The following is a 26,267-nucleotide window of genomic DNA, read 5'->3' as shown; positions in this document are numbered from 1 at the left end:
AGAGTAATCACACCAAATTTAACATTTCAGGGGTGCTGTGGCTCGGATAGATTAAGGTTTGCATTAATTCATAAAGTAAACTATTATTGATTTGTTCTTTCATAAAAACTCTTCATTGCCTTGTTTTTCAATGGTGAGCTTTTACGAAAGGATGAGAAGTAGTTTATTTATTAATAATAAATGGGTCTGCCAATAACAGAGCCATCTCATCCAAATGTCCAAACATGATGTCGTTTTGCGACATCCCGTGCTTGAAGACGGTACAGCCGTGTTCCACCTTGTGGATGATTGCAAACCCCTCGATCTGAATTCCCATTATTTGTATTTGCTGCAATGCAGCCACTTTGCGCCCACTTGCGTAGTCGCCACCCTGAATGGCGAGGTCGTGGCTTGGGTTTCCGGCTACATTCCGCCCCAACAGCCCGACACGTTTTTTGTATGGCAAGTTGCAGTGGGTGAAAAGGCCCGTGGCCTTGGCTTGGGCAAGAGACTCATTAACTGGGTGGTCGCCCAACAAAACGGGATCAAAAAAATTCACACATCCATTACGCCTGAGAACTCGGCGTCCTGGGGTCTTTTCAAATCACTGGCCCGCGACTGGGGCAGCGATTTGTCTTCTCGAGACTGGTTCGACGAACAGTCTCATTTTGGCGGTCGACACAACACTGAAGTACTGGTGGAAATCGCCTTGCCAACATCGCCACTGGCGACATTCCTACAAACTCAAGGAGTACAGCAATGAGTGACTCAAGCAAGTCAATCGACTTTCAAACCCTGAGCAAAATTCGCACGTTTCAGAAAAATGAATCGGAAGCACGCAGTTATTGCCGCAGTTTCCCTACATTGTTTGTGCGTGCAAAAGGCAGCTACATGACCGACATGCATGGTCAGGATTATCTCGATTTCCTGTCTGGGGCAGGCTCGTTGAATTACGGGCACAACGATCCAGAGATGAAATCGGCATTGCTTGATTACATTTCGGATGACGGTATCGGCCACAGCCTGGACATGCACAGCGCTGCCAAGGCCAAGTTCATTGATGCATTCAACCGCCATATTTTGAAGCCGCGTGGCATGCAATACCGCATTCAGTTTACCGGCCCTACAGGCACAAATTCGGTTGAGGCAGCAATCAAGCTGGCCCGCAAAATTACCGGGCGCAAGCAAATTATTGCGTTCACCAACGGTTTTCATGGTGTAACCCAAGGGGCATTGGCTTGCACGGCGAACACCCACCACCGCAGCCCATCGGCTTCTACGCTGTGTGGCGTTGACCGTTACCCTTACGACGGCTACATGGGCGAAGGTGTGGACACCACCGAGTACCTTGAGAAAATGTTGACCGACAAGTCGAGTGGTCAAGATGCGCCTGCCGCCGTGATCGTAGAAGGCGTGCAGGGTGAGGGCGGTTTGAACCCGGCCTCCATGAAGTGGTTGAAGAACCTGGCCAAGGTAACTCGCAAGGCTGGCGCCATGCTGATTCTGGATGAGATTCAGGCTGGTGTTGGCCGTGCAGGTTCGTTCTTCAGCTTTGAGGAAGCTGGCATTGAGCCTGACCTGATTTGCCTGTCCAAATCCCTGTCTGGTATGGGCCTGCCAATGGCGGTCACCCTGATTCGCCCGGACCTTGATTTCTGGAAACCCGGCGAGCACAACGGCACGTTCCGGGGCAACAACCATGCCTTCATTACTGCAGCAGCGGCCCTCGAAAAGTATTGGGACAACCCGTCGTTTGAGCGAGGTATTGCACAGCGTGCCGAGGTGGTGAACCAAAGCCTGAATCGTATTTTGAAAGCCAACGACAACGTCACAGTGCGGGTGAAAGGCCGCGGCATGATGCAGGGCATTGAAATGCAAAGTGGTGCCCTGGCCGACGAAGTGGTGGCGGAGTGTTTCAAGCACCACATGATCATCGAAACCTGTGGCAACGATGGCCAGGTGGTGAAAGTATTTGCTGCCCTGAATATTGAAATGGAAGACCTTAAGAAGGGCTTGACCATTTTGGAAAAGGCAGTGGCCACCATCAGTGCCAAGGTTGAAAAAGAGGCCAACAGCAAAAAGGTGAAAGCATGATTGTTCGAAAACTTAGCGAAGTACAAGGCACGGAGAAGCACATTCATTCGAAAGGTTGGGACAGTGTTCGCATGCTGTTGCGCGACGACAAAATGGGCTTTTCCTTTCACATCACCACCATTCACGCCAAGGCTGAATTGCACATGCATTACAAGAACCACTTGGAGAGTGTGTATTGCGTGAGTGGCAAGGGCGAAATTGAAAGCAAGATTGACGGCAAGGTGTACCCGATTGAGGCGGGCACCATGTACGCCTTGAACTTGCACGATCCGCATATTCTGCGTGCGTTCGATGAGCCGATGATCATGGCCTGCGTGTTCAACCCACCCGTGACAGGTGCGGAAGTGCACGACGAAACTGGCGCATACCCTGCGCTGGCCGAATGAAACAGACAGGAGGCAAAACACAATGATTGTTTCAGCCGTAAGAGACCCATACCCCACACGTGACAAATCCGAAGGTGCCTTGATTCGACGCGCCGAGCCAGTGGTACACAGTGCCTGGAGTGATGATTCGCCTTTGAGCAAAGAGCAAGTCGAGCAGTTTGAGCGAGATGGATATCTGGTGCTGACCGATGTGTTCTCGGCTTATGAGCTCGACGAGTTGCGGGCAAATGCAGAGCGCACCAGCAAAAACTGTGTCCACACTCACCCTGGCCAGTTGATCAAGGAAGCGGACAGTGAGCAGTTGCGCACTTTGTTTGGCGTGCATGGCATGGACGGTTTACTGAAAGACACAGCAAGTAACCCACGCATGCTGGAAGTGGTGCAGTTTTTGTTAAACGACTCGGTTTACATTCACCAGTCGCGTTTGAACTTCAAAAGCCCACAGTATGGCAGTGGCTTCGAGTGGCACAGCGATTTTGAAACCTGGCACGCGGAGGATGGCATGCCGGGCATGCGCGCCATTAGCGCAACCGTGCTGCTGACCGATGAAATCTCTGCCGATGGCTCCTTGAAGTTCATGCCACGCAGCCACAAAACCTTTGTGGCCTGCCCTGGGGAAACTCCCGACACAAGCGGTTACCGCGAAGCATTCAAAAAACAGGCTGTGGGCAAGCCGCCCGCACTGTTTCTCGATTTGCTTGAAGAAAGTGGTGGCGTACAGGAAGTAGTTGCACCGGCAGGCTCAGTGTTGCTGTTCGATTGCAACGTGATGCATGGCGCAGGTAAAAATACCAGTGACCACCTGCGTGCCAACCTGTTCTATGTGTACAACGCAGTCAGCAATGCGCTGAATTCCCCGTATGCGGCAGATACGCCTCGACCAGAATTTCTGGCGGCGCGAACCATTGAGCCATTGAGCTTGCAGGTGCCTGCTTAATTTGGGCGCTACGTTTTTTATTTGCCTTGCGGTGGTGTTGCTGATCGGCCTTAGTTCTGCGCGGCAGGCCAAGGCAAGCGCAGCCGACTATTTTGTCGCCAGCCGCAGCGTGCCGCCTTGGTTGGTCGGTCTGTCGGCGGTGGCCACCAACAATTCAGGCTATATGTTCATCGGCCTGATTGGTTACACCTACACTGCAGGCGTTCAGTCTGTTTGGTTGATGCTGGGTTGGATTGTGGGCGACCTGATTGCCTCAAAAACTGCGCATGAACGCATGCGGGATGAGGCGGATCGCATTCACGCCAATGGCATCATCAGTTTGTTGGCACGATGGGGTGGAACCAACAACCGCAGCTGGCAAGTGCTGGCTGCATTGTTCAGTATTGTTTTTTTGGCGACTTATGCCGCAGCGCAAATTGCAGCGGGCGGCAAGGCGCTGGAAGGCATGCTCGACATTCCCATGGCAATCGGTATGAGCATGGTTGCAGTGGTTGTAATTGCCTACAGCATTGCGGGTGGCATACGTGCTTCTATTTGGACGGATGTCGCGCAATCGCTGTTGATGATTGTTTCGATTGTCGTGCTGTTGGTTGCCGCGGTTACCCATTTGGGCGGTATGCAGGCTGTGTTTCAGCAGGCGGCTGCCATCGATGGTTTTATGAACCCGACACCCACCGGGCTTGATATTCCCGGTTATGCCGGGGCAGTTGCCTTTGTGGTGGGGTGGATGTTTGCCGGTGCAGCGGCGCTTGGGCAGCCGCATATTGTCAGCCGGTATTTGGCCTTGCAAAATACCCGGCAAATGAACCAGGTACGCTGGTGGTATTACAGCTACTACCTGCTGTTTTATTGCTTTGCAACTGCGGTGGGTTTGCTTAGCCGCTTGTATTTTGGCGAAACCAGTGGTTTTGATCCCGAAATGGCCTTGCCCAATATGGCGCGCGATTTGTTGCCACCCTGGTTGGCCGGGCTGATGCTGGCAGGCATTTTTGCAGCCACCATGTCTACGGCAGATTCGCTGGTGCTGTCGTGTTCGTCTGCAATCACTCAAGACTTGCCCAGAAAACCCTCGGAGAATCGTTGGTTTTTGAAAGCGGCCACCGCGATGACCACTGTTTTTGCCCTCGGTATTGGCCTGTGGAGCGAGCAAAGTGTATTTTCTTTGGTGGTTTGGGCTTGGGGGACCTTGGGCGCTGTGTTTGTACCCATTCTGATTTGGCAGGTCCTGGGCGCGAAGTTGAACTCGCTGGCCATGCTGAGTATGTCAAGTACCGGCGTGATGACCACAGTGGCCTGGAAGTTTTATGGCTTTCCGAATACCGTCTATGAGGGCGCGGTGGGCATTTTTAGCGCCTTTGTTTTGGGCGCAATTTTCACAATAAGTAGTATCCGCAGCAGGTTTAACCCCTAGCTACCCCGATTGGGGGGATAGGTGTATCACCCCAAGTTGTTAAATTGTGTGAACGCCCTGCAAAATCTTGTCGGTCGTTACTATTAAATAAATCAGCAACAAGCTGCATAAATCGAATCAGGGGCGGTGCATTTCATGAATTGGTTGGTGGAGGATTTTGCATTCGCAGCAGCCGCAATCTCAGAGGCCCATCTTTCCGGATTGGCCTTTGGCTTTTTCGCCTCACTGCTGGCCATGACCGTGGGCGTGGAAGTTCGAATCAAAAACCCACCCCTGATTGCCAATAGCCACTACCTGATTCGACGAGGGGTACTTATTACCCTTTATGTGATTTCTATGTTCTTTGCTTCGGCGTTTGTGGGTTTAACCTTGCCTTCCGCCAAAGACGCCCTGTTCAGCATTTCGGGAACTGTACTCACCTTTGCGGTGTGTATTGCAGTGTTTCTGTATGTGGATTATCTGGTGCAGTCAGCCAAGGGTGCAGCCAAGCTGTTCATGTTGCTCTTTACCTCGCTGGGCATTTTGATTCAGTTTCTGATTCACATGGCATTTATTTTTATTCCGAACAACCATCAAGTGTTGCAGGTGCGCTGGTCGGGTTTGGTGGCCATGTATGTGGTGCTGTTTGTGTGCATGGGCTTGCTAAGCCGTTTTGCCCATGAAACCTCGGTGGGCAAATCCAAGCCATTGCGAAGCCGGATGATTTATATTTTCGGCATCGTAGGTTTGAACCAGATGATTGCGCTGAGCCTGATTGGCTTTGTGCATGTAGGTGCCGGCTCTGATCACAGTGCATGGTATGGGCTTTGGACAGGCTGGGCAGGCTTTGAGATATTCATCAGTTTTTTTGCCTTGCTGATGATTTCGGTGTTGATGTGTTACGTCTATGTTTTGCTCGACAAGTCGGTCCAGGTATTGCGCGCAGACAACCAGAAATTGCAGGTGATGAAGCAGGATGCGTTGGCCCAAGTGGCCAATGCCTCTGAGAAACTTGAGCTGGAACGAACCCGGATTGAGCAGTTGGAGAAATCAATCGAGACTGTTCAGCAAGACCATGAAATGTCGGTTGACAGTTTGGTGGCCGCGGTGGCGACGCTTGAAGATGGTGTTTTTGAGTGGGATATTGAACAGGAAACTGTGGTGTTCAGTTCAACCTGGCGGCGTTTGTTTGGTTTTGATGGGCTGGCACAAGCACCAATCTCGGCCACTGCCTGGCGAGCGGGTATTTTAAGCGAGGACATCAGAGGCCTGGATTCGGCTCTACAGGCCTGCCTCACCGCCAACTTGCCCAGTGCGGTGGTGCAGGTGCGTTATTCAACCACCTATGGTTCTTTGCTGAAGCTTGAAATTCACTTGGTAGCAGTAAAGAATGCCTATGGTTTGCCCAGCAAAGCCGTGGGCATTATTCATGATAGAACTGAGGAAATGGACCTGGAGCTTTCCATTCGGGAGGAGTTGAACGAGGAGTCTTTGCTGTCCTCCCGGAAATCCCAGTTTGTGTCGTATCTCTCGCATGAAATTCGAACACCAATGACGGTGATTGGGTCGGCTAAGGCCTTGTTGGAAAGTTCCTTGCAAAAGGAGCCAGTGAATATGGAATCGGCTTTGCATTACATCGATCAAATTGGCGGAGCGTTGCGTTCGTTGCGTGCTTTGGTGGATGAAACGCTGATGTTCATGGGCGCCAATTTCACTCGCAAACATTTGAATGTTGCGCAGCTGGATGTGCGAAAGGTGTTCTGCCAGTTTTCCTCGTTTGAGCAGCGCCGCAGACATGGTCAACACTGGCTTGAATATGAATTGCACCCCAGTCTGGATCAATTTGAGTTCTATTCCGACGAGTATGTGTTCACGCAAGCCATGCGGCAAATGCTGTCTTTTGCAGAAAGCAAAGAGTCGCATGCAGGCAAGTTGACCATTAAAATGCCTGCTGAAAATACCTTGAATTTGTGTATTGAGTTGCTGGAGTGGCCCGCCTGGATGGTCAAGGGGGGCCAGCTTGAGCCAGCGCATGACGAAGAAACTGTGGTGCCCTTCAAAGGGGAGTGTCTGCCATTCACCTTGCTGTTAACCAAGCGGGTGATTCGCCTGATCAATGGGCGCATCATGATCAAAAATCGGCGCAATCGACATTGGTTGTGTGTTGATTTGCCGTCGCTTAAGGAGGAAGCATGCCGCGCGTCATGATTGTAGAAGATGACTTGACGATACTCAGCAACCTCTCGCAGTTGCTGCAATTGACTGGGCTGGATGTGATGGAGGCCCATGATGGACAAGAGGCACTGCGCTTGCTGCTGGAGTGCCTTGTTCACGATGCCAGTTTGCCCAAAATGATTGTGAGCGATTTGATGATGCCCAACATGGATGGCTTTGATTTGTTGCGTGCCGTGCGTGGCGATGCACACTTTAAAAAGCTGCCCTTTGTGTTGTTGAGTGCTCGCAGCGATGCCAGTGATTTACAACAGGCGTTTGCCTTGGGCGCCAATGATTACTTGATTAAACCGTTTGAAGTGGAGCAGTTAATGGAAGTGATCCGTTACCATTTGTCGCATTCAGAAGGCCGCAAAGGTGATCCCTTGGCGGGCAAAGACTGTACGGCAGACACCGATTTTTTTCTGGAATGATCAGCCTGTATTCAGCACGGAAATACTCAAAAGACGGCCAATTGCGCCGTCAATTCCAGCGATGAAATAGGGCAGGCTGACCCAAAGAATCCACAGCCCCACTCCAATTGTGATCGAAAAGCCGATTGACATTACGTTCAGTTGCGGCGCTGCACGCGCCAGAATACCCAGCACAATATTGCTGATCAACACAGCTGCCATGACTGGCAATGAAATTTGCAAGGCAAGCATGAACATGATGCTGCCGGCCAAGGCAATGCTTTGGCTGTTGACTACAGAAAGATTTGCGCTGATCGGGATCAACTCAAAGCTTTGAACCACTGCGGCGATCACTAGCAGGTGACCGTCGATGACCAGAAAGGTCAACATGGCCAGTACACCCAAAAAACTGCCGATGAGTGGTGTTTGCATGCCGCGTGCAGGGTCGATGAACTGTGCAAAGGCCAAACCCATCTGCAGACCGAGCAGGTCACCAGCCATTTCGAATGCTGCAAATACCAGTCGCATGGAGAAGCCCATGGCCACACCAATGAGTATTTGTTGAATCAGAACCGGAATGGCTTGCGCCGAACTGAGCACTGGGGGGGCTGGTAACAGGGGCATCATGAGAATGGCAATGAGTGCGGCAAGCCCCACACGTATGCGGCGTTGCACGGTGCGGTTGTCGAACACGGGCGCTGTGGCCAGCATGGCCAGAATTCGGATAAAGGGCCACAAGAACGAGGCGATCCAGATTTCAAGTTGTTCGCCGTTGATGGGGACCATGCTTAGCCGATCACGGTCGGAATACTCATGATCAAACGCTGGGTGTAGTCCACCAGCGTGGCCAGCATCCAGGGGCCAAGCAGTAGCAAGGTGGCAAAAATACCCAGAATTTTCGGAATGAACGACAAGGTCATTTCATTGATCTGCGTGGCGGCCTGCAAAATACTGACCAGCAAACCCACCACCAGCGCTACCACCAACAGCGGGCCCGATACCATCAGCATCACTTCCAGTGCTGCCTGGCCCAAGTTCAATACAGTTTGGCTGTTCATGTTTGTACGCTCAGTTCACTTGAGTTTAGTTTAGTTCAGGTCTCGAAGCTGGCCACCAGCGAGCCAACCAGCAATGTCCATCCATCGACCAGTACAAACAACATGATCTTGAATGGCAAGGAGATCAGCATGGGCGACAGCATCATCATACCCATGGACATTAGCACGCTGGCTACAATCAGGTCGATGACCAGAAACGGCAGGAATATCATGAAGCCGATCTGAAAGGCGGTTTTCAGTTCACTGGTGACAAATGCAGGGATCAAAACGCGCAAGGGCACGTCCTCGGGATTCTCGACATTTTCCACTTTGCCAAGGCGCATGAAGAGTGCCAGATCGGGTTCACGGGTTTGTTTCAGCATGAAGTCTTTCATGGGCACGCTGGCCCTATCGGTCATTTCCTGAAACTCGATTTCATTGTTGGAAAACGGCAGGTAGGCGTTTTCATATACGCGATCAAACACTGGTGCCATGATGAAAAAGGTCAGGAACATGCTCAAGCCAATAATGACCTGGTTGGGTGGTGAGTTTTGCGTGCCCAGCGCCATGCGCAACAGCGACATCACAATCACGATGCGGGTGAAGCCCGTCATCATCAACAGCAATGCTGGCAAAAAACTGAGAAATGTAAAAAACAGCAGTGTTTGAATGGGCACGCTGTAGTTGGTGGTGCCGTTGGCACCTGGTGTAGCCGTAACACCGGGCAGCACTTGCTGGGCTTGCGCTTCGGGCAAAGCCAGAAGAAGCAGCATGAGCAACAGGCTTAATGCGGTCAGCTTGCTGGAAGGGGAACGCAGGGGGTTCATGATGATTTCACCTTGCCTGCTTTCACGCGCTCCAGCATTTTTGCAAAGTTCACGGCGGGGTTTTGTACTTCGTCCAGCGCAATGCTGCCCGCAGGCATGCTGTGCAGGGTGTTGATGCTGTTGCTTGTCATGCCGAGTACCAGCCAGGTGTCACCGATTTCAACCAGTACTATTTTTTCACGTGGCCCCAAGGCCGAGGTGGCCAGTACCTTGTAAAAGCCGCCGCGGCGTTGCTGGTTGCCAATGCCCATGCGTTTGAGTAACCACACCAGAGCGAGCAGCAGCCCCACCACAAACAGCAAGCCCAGTGTGGTTTGCAGCAGATGACCTGTCATGAATGTCCCACCGCATTTTTGTTTTTTTGTTTTGGTTGCATGCCTTTGTACTGCGAAAGGGTATCAACGGTTGAGTTTTCTCAAACGCTCGGATGGCGTGATGATGTCAGTTAACCGGATACCAAATTTGTCGTTGACTACCACCACTTCGCCTTGCGCAATGAGATAGCCGTTCACCAGCACATCCATGGGTTCGCCAGCCAGGCCGTCCAGTTCAATGACAGAGCCTTGCGCCAGTTGCAGAATGTGCTTAATCGGTATCTTCGTCCGACCCAGCTCAACAGTCAACTGAACCGGGATGTCGAGAATCATGTCGATGTCGTTCTGCGTGCCTGAAGCCACACTTCCGGCAAACGGCTGGAACAAACCAGAGGCAGGTTTTGCGTCGCTGGCCTGTGCAAACAGGTTGTCGGTGTCGCTGGTACTTGTGGCGGTGGTGCTGGCTTGCTCGGCCAGTGCGGCTGCCCAGTCATCGGCTGCGTCGGTTACGGTATCTACTTGCTGTTCAGACATGGTGTTTTCCTTATCTTGATCGCTATTCGTGTGTTTTTTCGGCCTGCTTGGCTTCCTTGCTCAGCAAGGCCTCCAGATTCAGCGCGTCGGCGTGGGAGTCGTTGCTCACAGCCAGAACTTCTTCAACTTTCAGTGCATATTGGCCACCGCTGGTGCCGTAGCTGCAATTGAACACGGGCACATTGTCCACTCGTGCTTCAATCACTTTGTCAATTTCAATCGGGATGACATCACCGATTCTCAATTCCATGATGTCGGCCACGGTCAGCTGTGTGCTGGCCAGGCTGGCTACCAAATCCACTTCAGCCATTTGTACCTGCTTTTTCAGCATGGTGACCCAACGTTTGTCGGGTTCGGCCTGGTCACCCTGCATGCTGGAATACAGCAAATCGCGAATGGGTTCCATGGTGGAGTAGGGAATGCAAATATGAAGTGAACCACCACCGGCACCCAGTTCAATCGAGAACGAGGTGGTCACTACAATCTCGGAAGGCGTGGCGATGTTGGCAAACTGGGTGTGCATCTCCGAGCGCAGGTATTCAGGTTTCAAGGGAAACACCGGTGCCCAGGCTTTCACAAATTCTTCCCGAACCACCTCTAGCATGCGGGCAATAATCCTCTGTTCGGTTTGAGTGAAATCACGCCCTTCAACTCGGGTGTGGAAGCGACCGTCTCCGCCAAACAGGTTGTCGATTACCGCAAATACAAGACTGGGATCAAAAATGAACAGTGCATTGCCGCGCAGCGGCTTCATCGCCATGATGTTCAGGTTGGTGGGCACCACCAGATTGCGAATGAATTCGTTGTACTTCAATACTTTCACTGGCCCCACGGAAATTTCCGGGCTTCTGCGCATGAAGTTGAACAAGCCGATTCGAATTAACCGTGCAAAGCGCTCGTTAATGATTTCAAGCGTGGGCATGCGGCCACGAACAATACGTTCCTGAGTGGCCAGGTTGTAAGGGCGAACGCCTTCATGGGTTTCAGAAGCGTCTTTCGTTTCTTCTTCGCCGTTTACACCCCTGAGCAGGGCATCGACTTCGTCTTGTGAAAGAAATTCTCCGGGCATGGTGCAGCGCGTCCTGTTACTGAATCACAAAGCTGGAAAAATGCACGTCGCGAATGCCGCGTGTGGGGTCTTTCGGATCGCCTTTGATGGTGACGCGAGCCAGGTCCACCAACTCATCCATCAGCTGTTGCTTGCCTTCAATCGAAGTGAGATTGCCCACGTTTTTGCCAGACAATACCAACAGGATCCGGCTGCGAATCACGGGTGTGTAGTTCTTGATTTCTTCGGCTTGTGCGGGGCCGCTCACTTCATAGGTGATGCCAATTTGCAGGTAACGGGTGGTATCAGGCTCGGCCAGGTTGACCACAAACTGGTCCATGACCACGAATGTGGGTGGGCCGACTGGCTCTTCTACCGTTTCCTCTGCAGCGCCTTTATCACTTGGGTTCCCCAGCATCAGAAAAGCGGCTGCGCCGCCTGCGGCCAGAATGGTCAATACGATTGCAAGAATCAGGATCAGCTTTTTCTTGGATCCTTTTTCGGGCACTGCAGCTTCTGGGGCTGCTGCAGCGGGTGCCGGGGCGACTCTGGCCATGCTTGACTCCGTAAGTTCAATTGCTGTTGTGTGTCACTTTCAAACTCTATTGTGTCTGAAAGGTTTCTGAGCAAACCCCCGAAAAGCCGTGTTGTTTGGACCCAATTCCTTCGTCAGGCTTGCTTGATCAGGCAAACAGGTCGAGCTTGCCTTCCGGTTTTCTGGCTGTTGCAGTATTGGTGGGTGCGCCTGATTCCGCTTGGGAATTGTCACCACCACCCGCATGTTGTCCATGGCCTTGGCCCTGGTTCCGGTTTTGATCAAACTGCGCTTGATTGTTGTTGGACTGGCCTTGGGGACTAGGGGTGTTGCTGTGCTGTATTTGTACCTGGTTCAGTTGCAGGCCATTTTGGGCTAACACCTCTTTCAAGCCGCCCAGGGCTTGGGTCAACAGGTTGGCCGAGGCCTCGTCCTGGGTACGAATGACCAGTTGAACCTGTTGGCCTTTTTGTACCAGACGCATGTTCATGGGACCAAAACTTTCAGGGTTCACGCGAATGTCGACAGTGGACAAATTCTTGCCGATCGCCCATTGCACGGTTTGTCCCAGTTCTTTGGCAAAGCCGGGTTGATTGACCGGTGTTTTGATCAGGGTTTGTTGCGCACTGCCTGCGGTACCGGTCAGGCCATTGGTGCCTGCTGCAATGCCTGTGGCCGTGCCGGCGGATTGCAGGTTACCGGTGGCCAGAATTTTCTGGCCAACTTTCAAACCTTCTTCTCCAAAACCTTCACCCATGGCTTGCGCCTGCTGAGCTATTTGCTGCGTTATTTGTGGGGCCACTTGCTGATTCAGTTGCACCTGTACTGCGTTGCCCACATTGCCAGGACCATTGCCTTGGGCAGTATCAGCACGTATTTGAACCGTGCTGTTGGCAATTGTGGCGTCCGCTTTCAACTGGGCGGTGGTTTTGAGGTCAGGCCGTGCTTTGTCGGCACCAGCCAGTTCATTGCCTGTAGTTTGTTCTGGTTTTGTTGGATTGATCACCTGCGCCACGGGCTCGCCATTGGCGGCACTGTTCAGTGCCAGCTCGGCTGTTTGGGCTGTTTTATCAAGCGCTACTTCGCTGTTTGCCGGGTTTGTAACGGTGCCAGGCAATGCCACTTTTGCGGCCTGTTCTGTGTTCTTGTCTGCATTGTGTTCCGGCGTGTGCTGGGCATCACTCGAACTGGCCGGCTTGTTTACGCCGCTGGTTGATGCATCGGCTGAATCAGTGGGTGCCGTGTTGTCAGGGGCAACGGCCTGTTTTGGAGCTTCGGTATCTTTAATCACTTCGTTTGCAGCAGCTGGTGTGGCTGGCTGCACTGGTGCAGTTTGCATCCAGTTGCGCTGCGCCCATACAGCGGCTTGGGCTGCCTGTGCGGCCTCGGCGTTGGCTGTGCTTTCATTGTTCTTTTTGGGCTTGTTCTGTTGGTACAAACTTTCCCGCAATTGGCTTTCAATGCTGTTGAGTTGGGCTGTAGGTGCTGATTGGCCCAATGCTGAACTGAACAGTTCAGTGAAATTCAATTGCGACTCTTGCTGACCTTGCTTGGGCTTGTTGCCCGCCACAGGGGTTTGCACTTTGTTCACTTGGTTCATGGCTTGGGTACTCGTGTTCATGAGGGCTCCCCAGCGGTGTGAACCCGGTAAATGCGTGCGGCAAATTCATCGTTCATTTTTTGGTCGCGCTTGTTTTCAAGTTTGGCCTGTTTGAGTTTTTCACGTTCCACCAAGGCTTCAAATTTGCGCTGCTCGGCCAGTGCCTCTTGCCATTGCGTGCGCTGGTGGGCCAGCGTGGTGTTCAGAAATTCAATTTCGCGGCTTTGTTGTTCGATCGCTTGGGCAATTTTGCCGACAAAGGCCAACTGGTTGCGCAGTTGTTGCCCTGTCATGCCGGTGCTTGCCTTGTTGTGCATGCCGCCCTCGCATTCGTCGCGGTAGGTTTGCAGCATGTTCAATTTGTCCTGGCCTTGAACCAGTTTTTGCTGGGTGCTGGCCATGCCTCTGGCCAGGTTGTCGGCCTTTTCGCTGGCCTGTTCAATCAGGATTTGCAGCACATTGCTCATGGGCGTCCAGGCGGTTTAGTGTTTGTCGTTTTTAAATTCGTTCGGAAATAGCGATTGAAGGCCTGCCAGCGCTTCATCGAAACTTGCACTCTCTAACATTGACTGTTGCAACAGGTTTTCAATCTTTGGATAAAGGGCCAAAGAATGGTCCAATTGTGGATCTGCCCCCGGAGAGTAAGCGCCCACGGTGATCAGATCACGATTGCGTTGAACGCGAGAGAAGGCGGCCTTCAAGCCACGGGCTGCATTCAGGTGGCCTGTAGGCACAATATTGTGCATGGCCCGTGAAATGGACTGTTCAATGTCAATGGCAGGGTAGTGACCGCTTTCAGCCAATTGTCGAGAAAGCACAATGTGGCCATCCAGAATGGCGCGAGCCGAATCAGCGATGGGGTCTTGCTGGTCATCGCCTTCAGTAAGCACTGTATAAAACGCAGTAATTGAACCGCCCCCTTTTCGGCCATTGCCAGCCCGTTCAACGAGCGTGGGAAGTTTGGCAAACACGCTGGGTGGATAGCCTTTGGTGGCAGGTGGTTCGCCAATGGCCAAGGCGATTTCACGTTGTGCCATGGCATAGCGGGTCAGCGAATCCATAATCATGAGCACGTTGTGCCCCTGGTCACGAAAATGCTCGGCCACCACCTGGGTGTAGGCTGCGCCTTGCATGCGAAGCAGGGGGCTGACGTCGGCGGGTGCAGCAATCACCACGCTCCGTTTCAGGCCTTCTTCACCCAGAATCTGCTCGATGAATTCTTTCACTTCGCGGCCACGTTCGCCGATCAGGCCCACCACCACTCGGTCGGCTTTGGTGTAGCGTGCCATCATGCCCAGCAACACGGACTTTCCCACACCAGAACCAGCCATCAATCCGATACGCTGACCACGGCCTACGGTAAGCAACGCATTGATTGCGCGCACGCCCACATCCATTGGTTCGGTGATGGGTTCGCGTTCAAGGGGGTTGATAGGGCGTGCCGCCAAGGGGCTGCGTTTTTCGAATTTCAGTTCGCCCAGGGTGTCCAGTGGGCGACCATTGCTGTCCACCACTCGGCCCAACAGGCTGTCGCCCACAGGCAGGTGTTTGGTTTTGTCCTCGGGCCTGCGCCAGGGGTGGGCTTTCACACCCAGCTTGGGTGCAATGGGTGGGGGCTCTTGTGCAATCACTTTTGCGCCGGGTGTCATGCCGTGCACATCGGTGGCGGGCATCAAAAACAGCTTGTCGCCATTAAAGCCCACCACTTCAGCTTCCAAAGGTGGAGCGCCTTTTTGCACCACAGTGCACACACTGCCCACCGGCAGTTTCAAGCCCACAGCCTCCATCACCAAGCCGGCCACGCGGGTCAGTTTGCCCGTGGCTACCTGGGGCTGGCTGTGTTCAACCAGAAATTTGCATTCGTCAATCCAATCCAGCAGGTCAGCCATTTACTCGGTATCCTCTGGGCTTAATGGGTTATTGCGGCCCAGGGCCTCAATGGCCCGTAGCCAGCGGGTTTGAAGTGTTGCGTCCACTTCGCCTTCCGGGTGCTGTAGCAAAAAACCACCTTGTAATTGTTTCGGGTCTTCGATCATGCGCAGATTCCCCAGCATTTGCTGATCGCCAAACTGGGCTTCAAGCACGCGAATGGTGTTGGGGTGTGCACGCAGGGTGACCGCTTTGCTGTGCAACTGCATGCTTTCCAAAACCTGGTTCAACAATTCGGCGGCCTGTTCAGGATGAAGGGCCAAGGTGTCGCCAATCACTTTTTTGCTGACCAGTACCGCCAGGTCAAGCAGTTTTTCTGACAATTCGCTTTTGAAGCGTTCGAACTCCGCTTCCATGGTGCTGGCAGCCTGAACCAACACTACACGTTCATTGTGCGCGGCACTCCAGCCCGCTTCATAGCCCAGTTGCTGACCACGTTCTTCGGCCTGTTTCAGGGTGTCTTTTTCAAGTTCTTCCAGTTGTTTCTCGCGCCGGGCAAGTGCCTGCTCCCATTCTTTCAAACGCAGTTCCTCTGCGGTGGGGGCGGGTGGCGGGGCGCTGCTTTCCCTTTGATGCCGGTTGATTTCCGCCATCATTCGATCGACCGGGTTTTCATAGCGCGAGCCAATCAGCTCAACCGACCAGTTCGGCAATTCCGCGGCATCCAGTCCGCGAATAATACGGTTAGACGAACGCATCTTCACCGCCTCCACCCAGAACGACTTCGCCGGCATCGGCCAGTTTTCTGGCCACTTTCAGTACATCTTTCTGTGCTGCTTCCACTTCAGAGAGGCGAACCGGGCCACGGCTTTCGAGATCGTCGCGCAAGGCCTCTGCTGCTCGGCTGGACATGTTCTTGAACACTTTTTCCCGAATCGCTTCGTCTGCACCTTTCAGCGCGATTACCAGCAGATCGGTTTGTACATCGCGCAAGATGCTCTGCATGCCGCGATCGTCGATGTCGAGCAGGTTGTCAAACGTGAACATTTCATCCTGAATACGCTGGCTGAGTTCGTTGTCGTATTCGCGAATGGTATCCAGCACGTTTTTCTCTGAAGTGGTGCCCACGAAGTTCAAGATTTCCGCAGCAGCACGTACACCACCCAAGGTTGTTTTCTTCAGCTTGTCACCACCGGCCAGCACTTTGGACAGCACATCATTCAATTCCAGCAGGGCATTGGGTTGAATCCCGTCGATGGTTGCTATTCGCAGCACCACGTCGCTGCGAAGACGTTCTACAAACAGGTTTAAAATGGCTGCTGCAAAGTCGCGTTCCAGGTGAACCAGAATGGTGGCAATAATTTGCGGGTGTTCATTTTTAATCAATTCAGCTACAGTGCCCGGGTCCATCCACTTCAGGCCTTCAATGCCAGAGGTGTCGCTGCCCTGCAAAATACGGTCCAGCAAAAAACCAGCCTTGTCTTCACCCAGTGCACGTGTCAGCACACTTCGAATGTAGGCATCTGAATCAAGGCCCAAAGCACTTTGGCTTTGCGCAATTTGAACCACTTCGCCTGCAATTTCTTCAATGCGGTCGATGGGCACGTCTTTGGTTTTCGACATTTGTTGACCCAGCTTTTGGACCTCTTTGGGGCCGAGGTACTTGAATACTTCTGCAGCCTCTTCCTCGCCCAAGCTAAGCATCAGGATTGCGCCTTTTTGAATGCCAAGTTCGCTTTCTGCCATGGTGTTGATTCCTCGTGGTGCTTTGTCAGGTGGGCCTTAGCCGTTCTGTGTTTCGCCGTTGACCCAGTTTTTTACGATACTGGCGACAATCTGTGGGTGTTCTTTGGCCAATTGGCGCAGCTTCTCCATTTTTTCCTGGCGATTCATGCCGGGCAGGGTGCCTTCGCGTTGAAGTTGCTCAAGCAACTCTGCGTCGTTGTCACCACCCACCTGGTTAGCAAGAAGTGGCATGCGTTGTCCGGGCAACAGTTCGGGCCCTTCATCGAACAAATCAACTTCAGCTGGTTTCATCATGGGGCGCAGTACACCGAATACCAAAATGGCGGCGATTAGTGCAATGCCAATTGGCATGCCCAGTGATTTCGCCAGGTCCATGGTTTCCTGCTGTGCCCACATGGGGATGGCTTCTTCTTCCACCTTGGTGAAAGCCTGGTTCACCACATTGACTGCGTCACCGCGTTGTTCGTCAAAGCCAATGGCCTGCTTCACCAGGCTGTCCAGTTGGGTAATTTCTTCGGGTGTCAGTGGCACTTGGCGTGTTTCGCCTTTGGGGTCGGTGATTGTTTTGTAATTCACCACCACGGCGGCGGACAGGCGTTCAATTTTCCCGACTTGCGATTTGGTGTATTGCACCGATTTGTCCACTTCGTAATTCACGGTGGAGTCTTTGCGGGTGCTGCTGTTGGTTTGTGTCGGTGTATTGTTGCCACCGTTTGCGCCGTTGGCCAAGGCCTGTTGCGGGTTTTGGCCAATGTTGGCCGCTGCTTCTCCGGGCGGCGTGTTGGCCATGACGCCTGGTACGCCTTGCGGGTTGGCATTGCTGCTGCCGTCGTTGGACTCGCTAATTTGTTGGCTGCGAATGGTGGCTTGTGTGGTGTCGCCGTTGGGCTTGTAAATTTCATCGGTGCGCTCGGAAGTCGAGTAGTCCATATTTGCAGTCACGGTGGCGCGCACATTTTCGCTTCCGAACACCGGGCTGAGAATGTCGACGATGCGGCTGGTCAGGCTTTGTTCAATCTGGTTGGTGTAGGCCAGCTGCGTGGGGTTCAGGCCGCTTTCCAGTTGTGTTTTGCCTGTGAGCAGGCGACCAGATTGGTCAACAATGCTGACGTCTTCCGGGTTCATGCCAGGCAGGCTGGAGGCCACCAAATGCACGATGCCGTTGATTTGAGGCTCAGACAGTGTGCGGCTACCAAACAGGTTCAGCACAATGGATGCGCTGGGCGTTTGCTTTTCACGAATGAAAATAGATGGCTTGGGAATGGCCAAATGCACGCGGGCGCTTTGCACCGCTGAAATGGATTGAATGGAGCGAACCAGCTCACCTTCCAGTGCACGCTGATAGTTCACTTGTTCCTGAAATTGGGTAATGCCCAGCTTCTGGTTGTCCATGGCTTCAAAGCCGCTCACACTGCCTTTGGGCAGGCCTTGGCTGGCAAGGGCCAGCCGTGTGTCGTACACCTTCTCCGAGGGCACTAGAATCGCGGTGCCAGCGGTATTGAATTCATAAGGCACTTTCATCTGGGTCAGTGCTTCAACAATGGCTCCACCGTCCTGGTCGTTCAGGCCGCTGAACAGCACCCGGTAACTGGTCTGGTTGGCCCACATCAGCAGAGAGGCGACCACCGCGATCAGCAATGGCACGCCGATCAGGATACCCATTTTGTTTTTCTGGGGCAGTTTTGCGAAACGTTGCTGCATATTGGTGATCGGGTTGTTGCCAACCGGGCCGATCACTTCGGGGCTGCTAAGAACTTCTGCCATGGAATACCTGCATGTGGGTTGAATATTGTTCTACCCATGCATTGTGCGTGCTGGAGTTCGCAAGCAATTCAGTAAAAAGGGGGCCTTAACGGCACCTATTTCAAAAACTTAAGGGTGGTGTTTAAAAAATAAGGGGGGTTTTACCCCTTGTTTGTGGCAATGGCTTGCCCCGCTTGCCTGTACAAAGAGAGGGTATAAACAAAAATTCCGCGTTGGAGTGTTTCATGATCGACAAAATGGGGGCCGTGAGTGGCCTGTTAAGCAGTGCGGTAACGGATGCCATCAAAAGCCCGTCGCTGACCAGCAAGCCACAGGCACTTGACCAGGCCTCGTTTGCCGATGCGATTGCCAAGGCTTTGGAAAGCGCGAGCCTGTCGGCTGACAAGGCTGCTGACCTGGGCAAGCGTTTGCAGATGGATGACCCCACTGCCTCGGTTGAAGAAACCGTGATCGCCATGAATACTTCATCGCTGCAATTCACAGCGGTGGTTCAGGCCCGAAACAAAATTCTTCAGGCCTACAACGACATCATGAACATGCCTGTGTAATGTTTTGAAGTCGTTCTGAATTCCAGACAGGCTGTGGCACAATCCAGTTCATTGACCCCATTGAAGAACTGGAGCCCAGCCCATGATTGCACCTTTCCCGATTGCCCGAGACAACCGCGCCGAAACCGCAACAGACCTCGTCATGTTGCCTCAATTGGCGAACCGGCATGGTTTGATCACAGGTGCAACCGGCACGGGAAAAACAGTTACTTTGCAGGTGCTGGCTGAAGCGTTTTCACGAATTGGCACGCCCGTGTTCATGGCCGATGTGAAAGGTGACTTGACTGGCATTTCCCAGCCCGGCAAAACTTCCCCCAAATTTGAAGAACGCCTGAAAATGACCGGCATACCTGTGCCGGAATTTGCAGGCAGCCCGGTGACTTTGTGGGATGTGTTTGGTGAGCAGGGGCACCCTGTGCGCGCCACCATTTCCGACATGGGCCCTTTGTTGCTGGGCCGTTTGCTGGGTTTGAACGACACGCAAGAAGGCGTGTTGAACCTGGTGTTTAAAATTGCGGACGACAACGGCATGCTGTTGCTGGATTTGAAAGACCTGCGCGCCATGTTGCAGTACGTGGGTGAAAACGCCAAGCAGTTCACCACCGAGTACGGCAATATTTCCTCGGCCTCTGTGGGCGCGATACAGCGTGGTTTGTTGGCCCTGGAGGGGCAGGGGGCCGACAAGTTTTTCGGTGAGCCCATGTTGAACATGGATGACCTGATGCAAACCGATTCCAATGGGCGCGGCATCATCAACATTCTGGCAGCCAATCAGTTGATGAATTCGCCGAAGTTGTATGCCACCTTCCTGTTGTGGTTGTTGTCTGAGCTGTTCGAGAATCTTCCTGAAGTAGGCGATGTCGAGAAACCCAAAATGGTGTTTTTCTTCGATGAAGCGCACTTGCTGTTTACTGATGCACCGAAACCCCTGATCGAAAAAGTGGAATTGGTGGTTCGCCTGATTCGTTCCAAAGGTGTGGGTGTTTATTTCGTGACCCAGAATCCGCTGGATGTCCCCGATTCTGTACTTGGGCAATTGGGCAACCGCGTTCAGCATGCCTTGCGGGCCTTCACCCCGCGCGACCAGAAAGCGGTGAAAGTGGCGGCGGAAACCATGCGCCCGAATGCTGGTTTGGACATTGAAGCCGCCATTACCGAGTTGGGCGTGGGTGAAGCCTTGGTCAGTTTTCTGGATCCCAAAGGCACGCCAAGCCCCACGTGCCGCGCGTGGGTGTATCCACCTGCTAGCAAGTTTGGCCCGGCCAGCCCTGAGCAATGCAAGGAATTGATTGCGAATTCGTTGGTGGCGGGTGTTTACGAAAAAACTGTAGACCGTGAATCGGCTTTCGAAATGTTGAAGGCGCGCACCGAGCAGGCAATGGCAGCGCAGGATGCCGCGGAAACACCTGCTGCACAGGGCACTCAAACTGCCGAGGAAAAAAGCACTTTGAGTGGCTTGGGTGACATGTTGTTTGGCACCAGCGGAGCAGGTGGGCGCAAACGCCAAAGTGTTGCAGAAACCATGGCAAAAAGCGCGGCACGCAGCATCGGCTCACAAGTGGGTCGCGAGCTGATGCGCGGCATTTTGGGCTCTCTTTTGGGTGGAAGCAAGCGCCGCTGACCAACAGAACTTAGTCGATCGAATGCAGGTTGGCGCGTTGTCGGCGTTCTGTGGCTAGCAGAAACCGCTGCAGCCTGCGTTCGGCGCCCCGTTCCAGTGTTTTCATCTCGCAACCAAGCTGAACCATTTCAGGGTGGTCTGCCATCGGCTTGATGTTTCGCACCACCAACTCGACCAACATACTGCCTTCTCCGTCGGGCAATGTGAGGCGAACGTCTGGAATGACTTCTCCAGCCTGATGAAGGCTGGGCGATGTTTGCAACGACAAGCCGCAACCTGCAAGGCTGATGTCGATCAGGCTGATTGGGCCATTCACCGCTGGAATTTCGAGTTTGACCTGTGAGTTCAATTCTTCATCGGCCATGACCCGGAAGTAATTGCGCCGTTGCAGACGAACAATCGTTTTGGGAATGGCAATGCGCAAGGCGTCGGCCCCTTGATACTGGCTTTGCAAAATACCCACGCCAGCAAACTGCACTTTAACGCCATCGGGAAAGCTCACCATGACGTAGGCCGTTGAGGCATTGCAATTGCTGCTCAAGGCTTTTTCATAGGGTGTGCCCAGCCACATCAGGCCAGTGGTCCAGTCAATGTTCAGTATTTCGGTGACAAACTGGGTGTGATCAGATTGCAGATAAACATAAAGCTCATGCTCGTCTTCATCGATGGTGGTGAGGAGTTTGCGTAGAGTGGGTACTGCACTCAAACTGAATTCCTCGAGCAGCTTTTGATCGCGTTCAGGCGCGATACTGGTGTTGTGACTCATGACTTTCCCTCTGTACTGAATTCTTTGTTTTCTATTTGATACACCCAAGCCAACAATTCCGCAATTGCCTGGTACAGCCCAGGTGGAATTTGTTGGTCCAGATCGACATTCATCAGCAACGAGACCAGCTCGCGGCTTTCATGAACAAATACGCCAGATTCTTTGGCTTTCTGGATAATTTGTTCTGCAATCAAACCCTGACCTTTGGCCACAACCTTCGGTGCGCCAGAGTGTTCAAGGTAAGCCAGTGCCACGGCTTGTTGGGGGCTCAGTTTATTCGCCAATTTCAAACCCCGTGGGTACCATAAACTGGCCGTGAACCAGCTTCAATCCTTTGTCATCCATGGCTTGCCGAAAGGTTTGCCAATGGGGGTCGATGGCCTGTTTGCTGCGTGCTGGCCCGGTAATTTGTACATCACACTGTGAACCTAACATGCGCACTCGGACATTCAGTTCACCCAAATGAGCCATGTCCAGTTTCAGGCGTGCAACCCAGGGGCGGGCAGCTTCTTCACTGTTCTGCTCTTCGTGGTCGCTGGCTTCTTGCGTGTCGGGTTCAATGTCAATTTGAACCGGGTGCCCCAACAGGCCACTGAGCGCCAATGAAATCCGATTGTTGTCCAGCGCGGCCAGTTGTGCGGTAACCAGTTTGACTGATTGGTCAACTGCCGCCGGGTTCAGACCTTTTTCCGAAATCACTTGGTCTTGCCCAAACCGGGCTTGGGGTTCTTTCGCAATTTGATCGGTGCTGCGTTGTCCGTTGGCCCACTGTTGCAGGTGCGATTCATAAAACAAACCGCTGTTTTCAACAGCTGCGCTCACCTGCCGCGCCAACACACCTGCAAGGCCGTTGTTCAGGTTGTTCAATGTGTTAACGCCTTGTGTTTGTTGCGCTTGGGTTTGAGGTGTGGTTTGCGCCACGGCGCGCGCACTGGGCGTTGTATTGTCGGGGTCAGCCAGCAACACGCCGGGCGCGTTGGTTTGTGTTTGAAACTGAGTGCTCAATTGTTTGAGGCTGGTCATCACCGAAGTGGAAACTTGTGTGGGTGCCCCTTGTCCCAAGCGCTCAAGAAGCCCAATCAGCCGTGCGGTGCCTGAAAGCCGGTCTACAAAACTGGGCGAATCCTGCGCCTCGCCATCGTCAATACTGACAGGAAGCGTGGTGAGCAAGTTGCGGGCATCGGCGATTTTTTTACCGCCGCTGGCACCACCTGCGGACAAGTCATCCCCTTTGCCGGACAGGGCAAAGGCGACTGTGACCATTTCACCTGCCGTGAGCTGTCGCCCAGGGGGCAATTTAACCTGAATATTCTGGCCCGCAAACTCAAGTTCTGCCTCGTTGCCAGGCCCGCCTTTCACTACTCGCACCAAGGCTGTTTGCCCGGCAAGCTGTTGGGCCTGTGGCAGCGGGAGTTGGCGGGTCAGTATGGCAACAACGGGCGCAATTTCGCCTTTGCCGGAGGAAACCCTGTCGCCCGGATTGGATTGAAGTACGGAGTTGACGTTGGGTGGAGCTGATTTAACCGGGGTTAATGTCATGTCTCACACCCGTTGCTTTAGCGCAATGGCTTAGTTGGACCCATAAGAGTTGCTGAGTTTCTGCGAGTTGTTGGCTGCGCGAAGAAATTCTTCCAACTGCTTAAGGCGGGGTTCAGTGATGTCGCGAATGGCAGCGTCATCAGCCAAAATCTTTTTCAGATAGCCAATGTGCTGGCTGCGTTCCTTTTCATTCAATTCGGTTTGTTGCGCTTCCTTGATGGCCTGAAGCTCGTGGATCAACTTTGAGCACTGTTCTTCAGCAGCGCACAACTCATCCCAATTGCCAGCCTTGGCCGAATCAAGCATCACTTGGCTTTGGTTCGCTATGGCGGCGTACAGCTTCATGATTGCACCGTTGTTGTCTGTCGCGAAGATCATGGTCGAGAGCGGTCCTAAGTATGTTGTTATGGTTTGGTGACGGTCTGGCCTATTTCCAGCCAGGCACTGCGCAGGTCATCGAGTAAATCGATACAGGTGTCCATACGTTCCGGGCTGTTTTGGGCGTTGGCCAAAATCAGTTCTTTGCCAATGTAGTCGTACAGTGAAAGCAGTTGCTGGGCCAGGGCTCCGCCAGCGTTTACGTCGAGCGATGCGGTCAATCCGTCTTTGATGATACGCAGCGCCTTGTCCACCGATTTGGTTTTCATCTCGATGTTTTGCATTTCCAGGTAAATTTTGGCCTTGCGAATGGCTTCAATGGCCCCTTCGTAAAGCATCACAATCAAGCCGTGGGGTGAGGCACTGTTGATGCCAGTTTCCAGTCCTACTTGTGCATATGCTTTTGCGCCGTACATCATGGTGCGTTCACTTGGTGATTTGTCTTAAACAAATAGTAGGGCTTGCGCCCCCTGTTTGATCCGGCTAAAAACAGGGGTTTTAGGGTACAGTTCCGCGCTTAACGCTGTTGGGCCAGCGCAGCCAGTTGCTGGCTCAGATAAGAACTGGTCTGTTGCATGCTGGCCAGCATCGTGTCCAAGGCTGTAAATTGGGCCCGGTAACGCTTTTCAACTTGTTCCAGGCGCAGGTTGATCCGGTCCTCTTGGTCGTCCAGACGAGACTTTCTGCTGTTCAGACCCTCAGTTCGAGAGGCCAGAGCACCGCCTTCCGCAGACAAAGTATCAATCCAGTCGCTGAGCCGCTCACCAAGACCTTTGCTGAATGTGATGGTACCCAAATTGCCACTTGCACCCTGAGCCACAGAGAACTGCAAACCTTCACTGGCATCCCCCGTGGCACCTCTCAGCAAATTGTCAACGCCTGTGCCGGCAACGCCGTTGATTGTGCCTGCAACGGTGTTGCTGCCGTCGTAAGCTGTGCTGATGTTGATCGCATAGGTGCCTTCCAGCGTTTTCGTGTTGGCCCCAACGTATTTGATCCGTGCATCTGTGGTGGTCGCTGTGTTGGTAAATACTTTTTCAAGAATGGAAGGATCGGCAGCAACAGCGGTGTCCAGTTTTGTTTTGTCCAGCGACAGCACACCGTCTTTGTCAAAATTCAAGCCAATGTCGCTCAAGCCGATCCCATACTGTGCCACTTGTTCGCGCAGAATATTCCGCATGCTGCGTTCAAGAGCTGAGGGGGTGGTTTCTTTCGACAGGGTGGCGTCTTTCTGCTGTTGGTCTTTCAAGTTGCCGCGAATCTTGTTGTAGGCAGCAACGAAGCCGTCCAACGTCGTCTTCAGGGCCGTGTCATCCAGCCCAACTTCCAGATTCACTGCCGTGGTGGTCACCGCTTTCAGGTTCAGGGTGAGGCCCTGAACTGCATCGGTCACCGTGTTGCTGGCCTTGCTGACAGCAAGGTTATTGATGGTGAAGTTGGCATTTTGGGCCACTTGAAGCGAGCTGGCGTTTTTACCAGCCCCCACCGCTGCAGTGGGGTCAAAAGCCAGTCTGGACAGCCCAGCAGTGTCGGTGTTGTTGCCATCGGCGTCGGCCACTTCCAGTTTGAAACCATTCACGGCACCCGTGTCTTTGCTGGTCAATACCAAACGGGAGCCGTTGCCGTCGTTGATGATGGATGCGTTAACACCCGCGTTGGAATCATTGATGGCTTGCCGAATTCCCTCTAGCGTCTGCTGTCCGGTACCAATATTGATGGTTACCGGGGTTTTGTCTGCATTGTTGGTGAATGTGTTGGTGCCAGAATCGTAGCTGCCCAGCGTGATTGTCAGGCTGCCTGTGCCCACGTTGGTGTCGGCCGTGGCCACGCTCGGTGCAGCAACACTTTGGGCTTTGGCCAGTTGACTCACTTGTATGCTGTAGGTGCCTTTTGCTGCTGTGGGGCTGGCTGTCGCCCCCACCTGTTTGTCGTCGCTGGAGGTGACTTTCAGCGGATTCAGGTTACTCAAATTACTGAGTTTGTCAGCCGCAGATTTCAGGTCTGCAAATGAATTCTTGATGATGCCGTAAATTGAAATCTTGGTATTGATCGCCGTGCGTTCCTGACTCACTTTGGTCAAGGGGATTCGCTCGGCGGCCATCAAAGAGCTGATGATGCCCTCAATGTCCAATCCCGAACCAATACCTGCCGATGAAATTCCTACCATGATTTATTCCCCTTGTTGCGTTCTAGACTTCACGTGACATGAGAACGCCTTGCATTTTCTCGATGGCTTTTGCGATCTTCAGCATTTCAACCGATGGAATCTGTTTCAGTACTTCCTGTGTTTCCCGGTCCACGATTTGAACAATCGGTTTGCCGTTGTCGCTGTCGACCAAAAACTTCAAATTGGATTGATTGCTGGTTAAGGCAGCGTTTGCTTTCTGAACCACCTCAAGCACTTCGCTCACGCTTAACTCTGCCTGTTGGCCCATCAAGGGTTTGGCCCCAGCACCAGGCGCAGGTTTTGTATTGCCGGCATCCTGCGGTTTTTGCAGGGCAGTTGCATAATCAGCCATGTTTGAAATGTTCATTTTCGCCACCTTTGCGAATTTTACGAGGCCAAAACAAGGCCCCATGTCTTGATTAACGGCAGCTTTAGGGGTTTTCTTTAGCGTTAAAAAGCCCGGTGAGCTTCATTCACCGGGCTTTTGGTTTGATTCGAACCTGCTTTTGGCAAATTCTTGTCAGAGATCAGACTAAGTCTGAGTTAACGCAGCAAGCTCAACAC

The 26,267-nt window shown here is 52.9% G+C and carries 29 protein-coding genes; 9 read left to right on the top strand and 20 right to left on the bottom strand.

What is annotated here, in order from left to right:
- Nucleotides 1-214 precede the first annotated feature (214 nt).
- The 7 genes from ectA to PY990_RS13815 all read left to right on the top strand — a co-directional run bounded on the left by ectA (nucleotide 215) and on the right by PY990_RS13815 (nucleotide 7,431).
- Nucleotides 215-742 (top strand): diaminobutyrate acetyltransferase, encoded by a 528-nt coding sequence (ectA, locus tag PY990_RS13845; RefSeq protein WP_275272101.1) that lies wholly within the window; start codon nucleotides 215-217, stop codon nucleotides 740-742.
- Nucleotides 739-2,073: a diaminobutyrate--2-oxoglutarate transaminase gene (gene ectB / locus PY990_RS13840; RefSeq protein ID WP_275272100.1), complete on the top strand. Its 1,335-nt coding sequence runs from the start codon at nucleotides 739-741 to the stop codon at nucleotides 2,071-2,073. Before ectA ends, ectB begins: the two co-directional genes overlap by 4 nt.
- Nucleotides 2,070-2,459: an ectoine synthase gene (locus PY990_RS13835; protein ID WP_008252477.1), complete on the top strand. Its 390-nt coding sequence runs from the start codon at nucleotides 2,070-2,072 to the stop codon at nucleotides 2,457-2,459. Before ectB ends, PY990_RS13835 begins: the two co-directional genes overlap by 4 nt.
- A 22-nt stretch (nucleotides 2,460-2,481) precedes the next feature.
- Complete coding sequence (locus tag PY990_RS13830) at nucleotides 2,482-3,396, top strand: phytanoyl-CoA dioxygenase family protein (protein ID WP_275272099.1); 915 nt, start codon at nucleotides 2,482-2,484, stop codon at nucleotides 3,394-3,396.
- Between the two features lies 1 nt (nucleotide 3,397).
- Nucleotides 3,398-4,807, top strand: coding sequence for a sodium/proline symporter (locus tag PY990_RS13825; protein WP_275272098.1), 1,410 nt, complete (start codon nucleotides 3,398-3,400; stop codon nucleotides 4,805-4,807).
- A 135-nt stretch (nucleotides 4,808-4,942) separates the two neighbouring features.
- The gene (locus PY990_RS13820) at nucleotides 4,943-6,994 is read left to right on the top strand and encodes a histidine kinase dimerization/phospho-acceptor domain-containing protein (protein ID WP_275272097.1); all 2,052 of its coding nucleotides are present in this window, start codon (nucleotides 4,943-4,945) and stop codon (nucleotides 6,992-6,994) included.
- A complete protein-coding gene (locus PY990_RS13815; protein ID WP_275272096.1) occupies nucleotides 6,979-7,431 on the top strand; it encodes a response regulator in 453 nt (150 codons plus the stop codon). Before PY990_RS13820 ends, PY990_RS13815 begins: the two co-directional genes overlap by 16 nt.
- On the opposite strand, the gene fliR is transcribed toward PY990_RS13815, so the two are convergent.
- The 13 genes from fliR to fliF all read right to left on the bottom strand — a co-directional run bounded on the left by fliR (nucleotide 7,432) and on the right by fliF (nucleotide 18,684).
- Nucleotides 7,432-8,196: a flagellar biosynthetic protein FliR gene (gene fliR / locus PY990_RS13810; RefSeq protein ID WP_275272095.1), complete on the bottom strand. Its 765-nt coding sequence runs from the start codon at nucleotides 8,194-8,196 to the stop codon at nucleotides 7,432-7,434. It lies immediately after the preceding gene.
- Between the two features lie 2 nt (nucleotides 8,197-8,198).
- Nucleotides 8,199-8,468, bottom strand: a complete 270-nt coding sequence (gene fliQ, locus PY990_RS13805) for a flagellar biosynthesis protein FliQ (RefSeq protein WP_275272094.1) — start codon at nucleotides 8,466-8,468, stop codon at nucleotides 8,199-8,201.
- Between the two features lie 35 nt (nucleotides 8,469-8,503).
- On the bottom strand, nucleotides 8,504-9,274 hold the full coding sequence (gene fliP / locus PY990_RS13800) for a flagellar type III secretion system pore protein FliP (protein ID WP_275272093.1): 771 nt from the start codon (nucleotides 9,272-9,274) through the stop codon (nucleotides 8,504-8,506).
- Complete coding sequence (fliO, locus tag PY990_RS13795) at nucleotides 9,271-9,609, bottom strand: flagellar biosynthetic protein FliO (protein WP_171098226.1); 339 nt, start codon at nucleotides 9,607-9,609, stop codon at nucleotides 9,271-9,273. Before fliO ends, fliP begins: the two co-directional genes overlap by 4 nt.
- A 63-nt stretch (nucleotides 9,610-9,672) precedes the next feature.
- Nucleotides 9,673-10,122, bottom strand: coding sequence for a flagellar motor switch protein FliN (gene fliN, locus PY990_RS13790; RefSeq protein ID WP_008252492.1), 450 nt, complete (start codon nucleotides 10,120-10,122; stop codon nucleotides 9,673-9,675).
- Nucleotides 10,123-10,144: 22 nt separating this feature from the next.
- A complete protein-coding gene (gene fliM / locus PY990_RS13785) occupies nucleotides 10,145-11,191 on the bottom strand; it encodes a flagellar motor switch protein FliM (RefSeq protein ID WP_275272092.1) in 1,047 nt (348 codons plus the stop codon).
- 16 nt (nucleotides 11,192-11,207) lie between these two features.
- Nucleotides 11,208-11,726, bottom strand: a complete 519-nt coding sequence (locus PY990_RS13780; protein WP_275272091.1) for a flagellar basal body-associated FliL family protein — start codon at nucleotides 11,724-11,726, stop codon at nucleotides 11,208-11,210.
- A 127-nt stretch (nucleotides 11,727-11,853) separates the two neighbouring features.
- Nucleotides 11,854-13,326, bottom strand: coding sequence for a flagellar hook-length control protein FliK (locus PY990_RS13775; protein ID WP_275272090.1), 1,473 nt, complete (start codon nucleotides 13,324-13,326; stop codon nucleotides 11,854-11,856).
- Entirely contained in the window at nucleotides 13,323-13,772 is a 450-nt protein-coding gene (fliJ, locus tag PY990_RS13770; RefSeq protein ID WP_168426925.1) for a flagellar export protein FliJ, read from the bottom strand. The genes PY990_RS13775 and fliJ overlap by 4 nt, the downstream gene beginning before the upstream one ends.
- A 15-nt stretch (nucleotides 13,773-13,787) precedes the next feature.
- The gene (fliI, locus tag PY990_RS13765) at nucleotides 13,788-15,194 is read right to left on the bottom strand and encodes a flagellar protein export ATPase FliI (RefSeq protein WP_275272089.1); all 1,407 of its coding nucleotides are present in this window, start codon (nucleotides 15,192-15,194) and stop codon (nucleotides 13,788-13,790) included.
- Nucleotides 15,195-15,932, bottom strand: coding sequence for a FliH/SctL family protein (locus PY990_RS13760; RefSeq protein ID WP_275272088.1), 738 nt, complete (start codon nucleotides 15,930-15,932; stop codon nucleotides 15,195-15,197).
- Nucleotides 15,919-16,920 (bottom strand): flagellar motor switch protein FliG, encoded by a 1,002-nt coding sequence (gene fliG, locus PY990_RS13755; protein WP_171098241.1) that lies wholly within the window; start codon nucleotides 16,918-16,920, stop codon nucleotides 15,919-15,921. The genes PY990_RS13760 and fliG overlap by 14 nt, the downstream gene beginning before the upstream one ends.
- A gap of 36 nt (nucleotides 16,921-16,956) precedes the next feature.
- The gene (gene fliF, locus PY990_RS13750; RefSeq protein ID WP_275272087.1) at nucleotides 16,957-18,684 is read right to left on the bottom strand and encodes a flagellar basal-body MS-ring/collar protein FliF; all 1,728 of its coding nucleotides are present in this window, start codon (nucleotides 18,682-18,684) and stop codon (nucleotides 16,957-16,959) included.
- A 224-nt stretch (nucleotides 18,685-18,908) separates the two neighbouring features.
- Between fliF and PY990_RS13745 the strand changes: the two genes are divergently transcribed.
- Nucleotides 18,909-19,232, top strand: coding sequence for a flagellar hook-basal body complex protein FliE (locus PY990_RS13745; RefSeq protein WP_008252509.1), 324 nt, complete (start codon nucleotides 18,909-18,911; stop codon nucleotides 19,230-19,232).
- Nucleotides 19,233-19,314: 82 nt separating this feature from the next.
- Nucleotides 19,315-20,853 (top strand): helicase HerA-like domain-containing protein, encoded by a 1,539-nt coding sequence (locus PY990_RS13740; protein ID WP_275272086.1) that lies wholly within the window; start codon nucleotides 19,315-19,317, stop codon nucleotides 20,851-20,853.
- A gap of 10 nt (nucleotides 20,854-20,863) precedes the next feature.
- Here PY990_RS13740 and PY990_RS13735 read toward each other — a convergent pair whose 3' ends face one another.
- The 7 genes from PY990_RS13735 to PY990_RS13705 all read right to left on the bottom strand — a co-directional run bounded on the left by PY990_RS13735 (nucleotide 20,864) and on the right by PY990_RS13705 (nucleotide 26,070).
- Complete coding sequence (locus tag PY990_RS13735) at nucleotides 20,864-21,619, bottom strand: flagellar brake protein (RefSeq protein WP_275272085.1); 756 nt, start codon at nucleotides 21,617-21,619, stop codon at nucleotides 20,864-20,866.
- Nucleotides 21,616-21,903, bottom strand: a complete 288-nt coding sequence (locus tag PY990_RS13730; protein ID WP_008252515.1) for an EscU/YscU/HrcU family type III secretion system export apparatus switch protein — start codon at nucleotides 21,901-21,903, stop codon at nucleotides 21,616-21,618. The genes PY990_RS13735 and PY990_RS13730 overlap by 4 nt, the downstream gene beginning before the upstream one ends.
- Nucleotides 21,893-23,158, bottom strand: a complete 1,266-nt coding sequence (fliK, locus tag PY990_RS13725) for a flagellar hook-length control protein FliK (RefSeq protein ID WP_275272084.1) — start codon at nucleotides 23,156-23,158, stop codon at nucleotides 21,893-21,895. Before fliK ends, PY990_RS13730 begins: the two co-directional genes overlap by 11 nt.
- A 30-nt stretch (nucleotides 23,159-23,188) precedes the next feature.
- Nucleotides 23,189-23,536 (bottom strand): flagellar protein FliT, encoded by a 348-nt coding sequence (locus PY990_RS13720; RefSeq protein WP_168426926.1) that lies wholly within the window; start codon nucleotides 23,534-23,536, stop codon nucleotides 23,189-23,191.
- Between the two features lie 26 nt (nucleotides 23,537-23,562).
- On the bottom strand, nucleotides 23,563-23,955 hold the full coding sequence (gene fliS / locus PY990_RS13715; RefSeq protein WP_275272083.1) for a flagellar export chaperone FliS: 393 nt from the start codon (nucleotides 23,953-23,955) through the stop codon (nucleotides 23,563-23,565).
- Nucleotides 23,956-24,053: 98 nt separating this feature from the next.
- Complete coding sequence (gene fliD / locus PY990_RS13710; RefSeq protein ID WP_275272082.1) at nucleotides 24,054-25,703, bottom strand: flagellar filament capping protein FliD; 1,650 nt, start codon at nucleotides 25,701-25,703, stop codon at nucleotides 24,054-24,056.
- A gap of 22 nt (nucleotides 25,704-25,725) precedes the next feature.
- Nucleotides 25,726-26,070 (bottom strand): flagellar protein FlaG, encoded by a 345-nt coding sequence (locus PY990_RS13705; RefSeq protein WP_275272081.1) that lies wholly within the window; start codon nucleotides 26,068-26,070, stop codon nucleotides 25,726-25,728.
- Nucleotides 26,071-26,267 lie beyond the last annotated feature (197 nt).

It is taken from the genome of Limnobacter olei (assembly GCF_029087225.1).
Classification (GTDB): Bacteria; Pseudomonadota; Gammaproteobacteria; order Burkholderiales; family Burkholderiaceae_B; genus Limnobacter; species Limnobacter olei.
This window is presented reverse-complemented; position numbering and strand designations above follow the sequence as displayed.

What these genes read in the sequence shown, in the direction of transcription:
- fliD (WP_275272082.1), bottom strand. Translation starts at nt 25,703, where the DNA reads ATGGTAGGAATTTCATCGGCAGGTATTGGTTCGGGATTGGACATTGAG.
- PY990_RS13820 (WP_275272097.1), top strand. Translation starts at nt 4,943, where the DNA reads ATGAATTGGTTGGTGGAGGATTTTGCATTCGCAGCAGCCGCAATCTCA.
- PY990_RS13705 (WP_275272081.1), bottom strand. Translation starts at nt 26,070, where the DNA reads ATGAACATTTCAAACATGGCTGATTATGCAACTGCCCTGCAAAAACCG.
- fliK (WP_275272084.1), bottom strand. Translation starts at nt 23,158, where the DNA reads ATGACATTAACCCCGGTTAAATCAGCTCCACCCAACGTCAACTCCGTA.
- fliP (WP_275272093.1), bottom strand. Translation starts at nt 9,274, where the DNA reads ATGAACCCCCTGCGTTCCCCTTCCAGCAAGCTGACCGCATTAAGCCTG.
- fliR (WP_275272095.1), bottom strand. Translation starts at nt 8,196, where the DNA reads ATGGTCCCCATCAACGGCGAACAACTTGAAATCTGGATCGCCTCGTTC.
- fliI (WP_275272089.1), bottom strand. Translation starts at nt 15,194, where the DNA reads ATGGCTGACCTGCTGGATTGGATTGACGAATGCAAATTTCTGGTTGAA.
- PY990_RS13745 (WP_008252509.1), top strand. Translation starts at nt 18,909, where the DNA reads ATGATCGACAAAATGGGGGCCGTGAGTGGCCTGTTAAGCAGTGCGGTA.
- fliN (WP_008252492.1), bottom strand. Translation starts at nt 10,122, where the DNA reads ATGTCTGAACAGCAAGTAGATACCGTAACCGACGCAGCCGATGACTGG.
- fliF (WP_275272087.1), bottom strand. Translation starts at nt 18,684, where the DNA reads ATGGCAGAAGTTCTTAGCAGCCCCGAAGTGATCGGCCCGGTTGGCAAC.
- PY990_RS13830 (WP_275272099.1), top strand. Translation starts at nt 2,482, where the DNA reads ATGATTGTTTCAGCCGTAAGAGACCCATACCCCACACGTGACAAATCC.
- PY990_RS13760 (WP_275272088.1), bottom strand. Translation starts at nt 15,932, where the DNA reads ATGCGTTCGTCTAACCGTATTATTCGCGGACTGGATGCCGCGGAATTG.
- PY990_RS13815 (WP_275272096.1), top strand. Translation starts at nt 6,979, where the DNA reads ATGCCGCGCGTCATGATTGTAGAAGATGACTTGACGATACTCAGCAAC.
- fliO (WP_171098226.1), bottom strand. Translation starts at nt 9,609, where the DNA reads ATGACAGGTCATCTGCTGCAAACCACACTGGGCTTGCTGTTTGTGGTG.
- PY990_RS13835 (WP_008252477.1), top strand. Translation starts at nt 2,070, where the DNA reads ATGATTGTTCGAAAACTTAGCGAAGTACAAGGCACGGAGAAGCACATT.
- PY990_RS13735 (WP_275272085.1), bottom strand. Translation starts at nt 21,619, where the DNA reads ATGAGTCACAACACCAGTATCGCGCCTGAACGCGATCAAAAGCTGCTC.
- fliJ (WP_168426925.1), bottom strand. Translation starts at nt 13,772, where the DNA reads ATGAGCAATGTGCTGCAAATCCTGATTGAACAGGCCAGCGAAAAGGCC.
- PY990_RS13740 (WP_275272086.1), top strand. Translation starts at nt 19,315, where the DNA reads ATGATTGCACCTTTCCCGATTGCCCGAGACAACCGCGCCGAAACCGCA.
- fliM (WP_275272092.1), bottom strand. Translation starts at nt 11,191, where the DNA reads ATGCCCGGAGAATTTCTTTCACAAGACGAAGTCGATGCCCTGCTCAGG.
- PY990_RS13720 (WP_168426926.1), bottom strand. Translation starts at nt 23,536, where the DNA reads ATGATCTTCGCGACAGACAACAACGGTGCAATCATGAAGCTGTACGCC.
- ectA (WP_275272101.1), top strand. Translation starts at nt 215, where the DNA reads ATGTCCAAACATGATGTCGTTTTGCGACATCCCGTGCTTGAAGACGGT.
- fliQ (WP_275272094.1), bottom strand. Translation starts at nt 8,468, where the DNA reads ATGAACAGCCAAACTGTATTGAACTTGGGCCAGGCAGCACTGGAAGTG.
- fliG (WP_171098241.1), bottom strand. Translation starts at nt 16,920, where the DNA reads ATGGCAGAAAGCGAACTTGGCATTCAAAAAGGCGCAATCCTGATGCTT.
- PY990_RS13775 (WP_275272090.1), bottom strand. Translation starts at nt 13,326, where the DNA reads ATGAACACGAGTACCCAAGCCATGAACCAAGTGAACAAAGTGCAAACC.
- fliS (WP_275272083.1), bottom strand. Translation starts at nt 23,955, where the DNA reads ATGATGTACGGCGCAAAAGCATATGCACAAGTAGGACTGGAAACTGGC.
- PY990_RS13780 (WP_275272091.1), bottom strand. Translation starts at nt 11,726, where the DNA reads ATGGCCAGAGTCGCCCCGGCACCCGCTGCAGCAGCCCCAGAAGCTGCA.
- ectB (WP_275272100.1), top strand. Translation starts at nt 739, where the DNA reads ATGAGTGACTCAAGCAAGTCAATCGACTTTCAAACCCTGAGCAAAATT.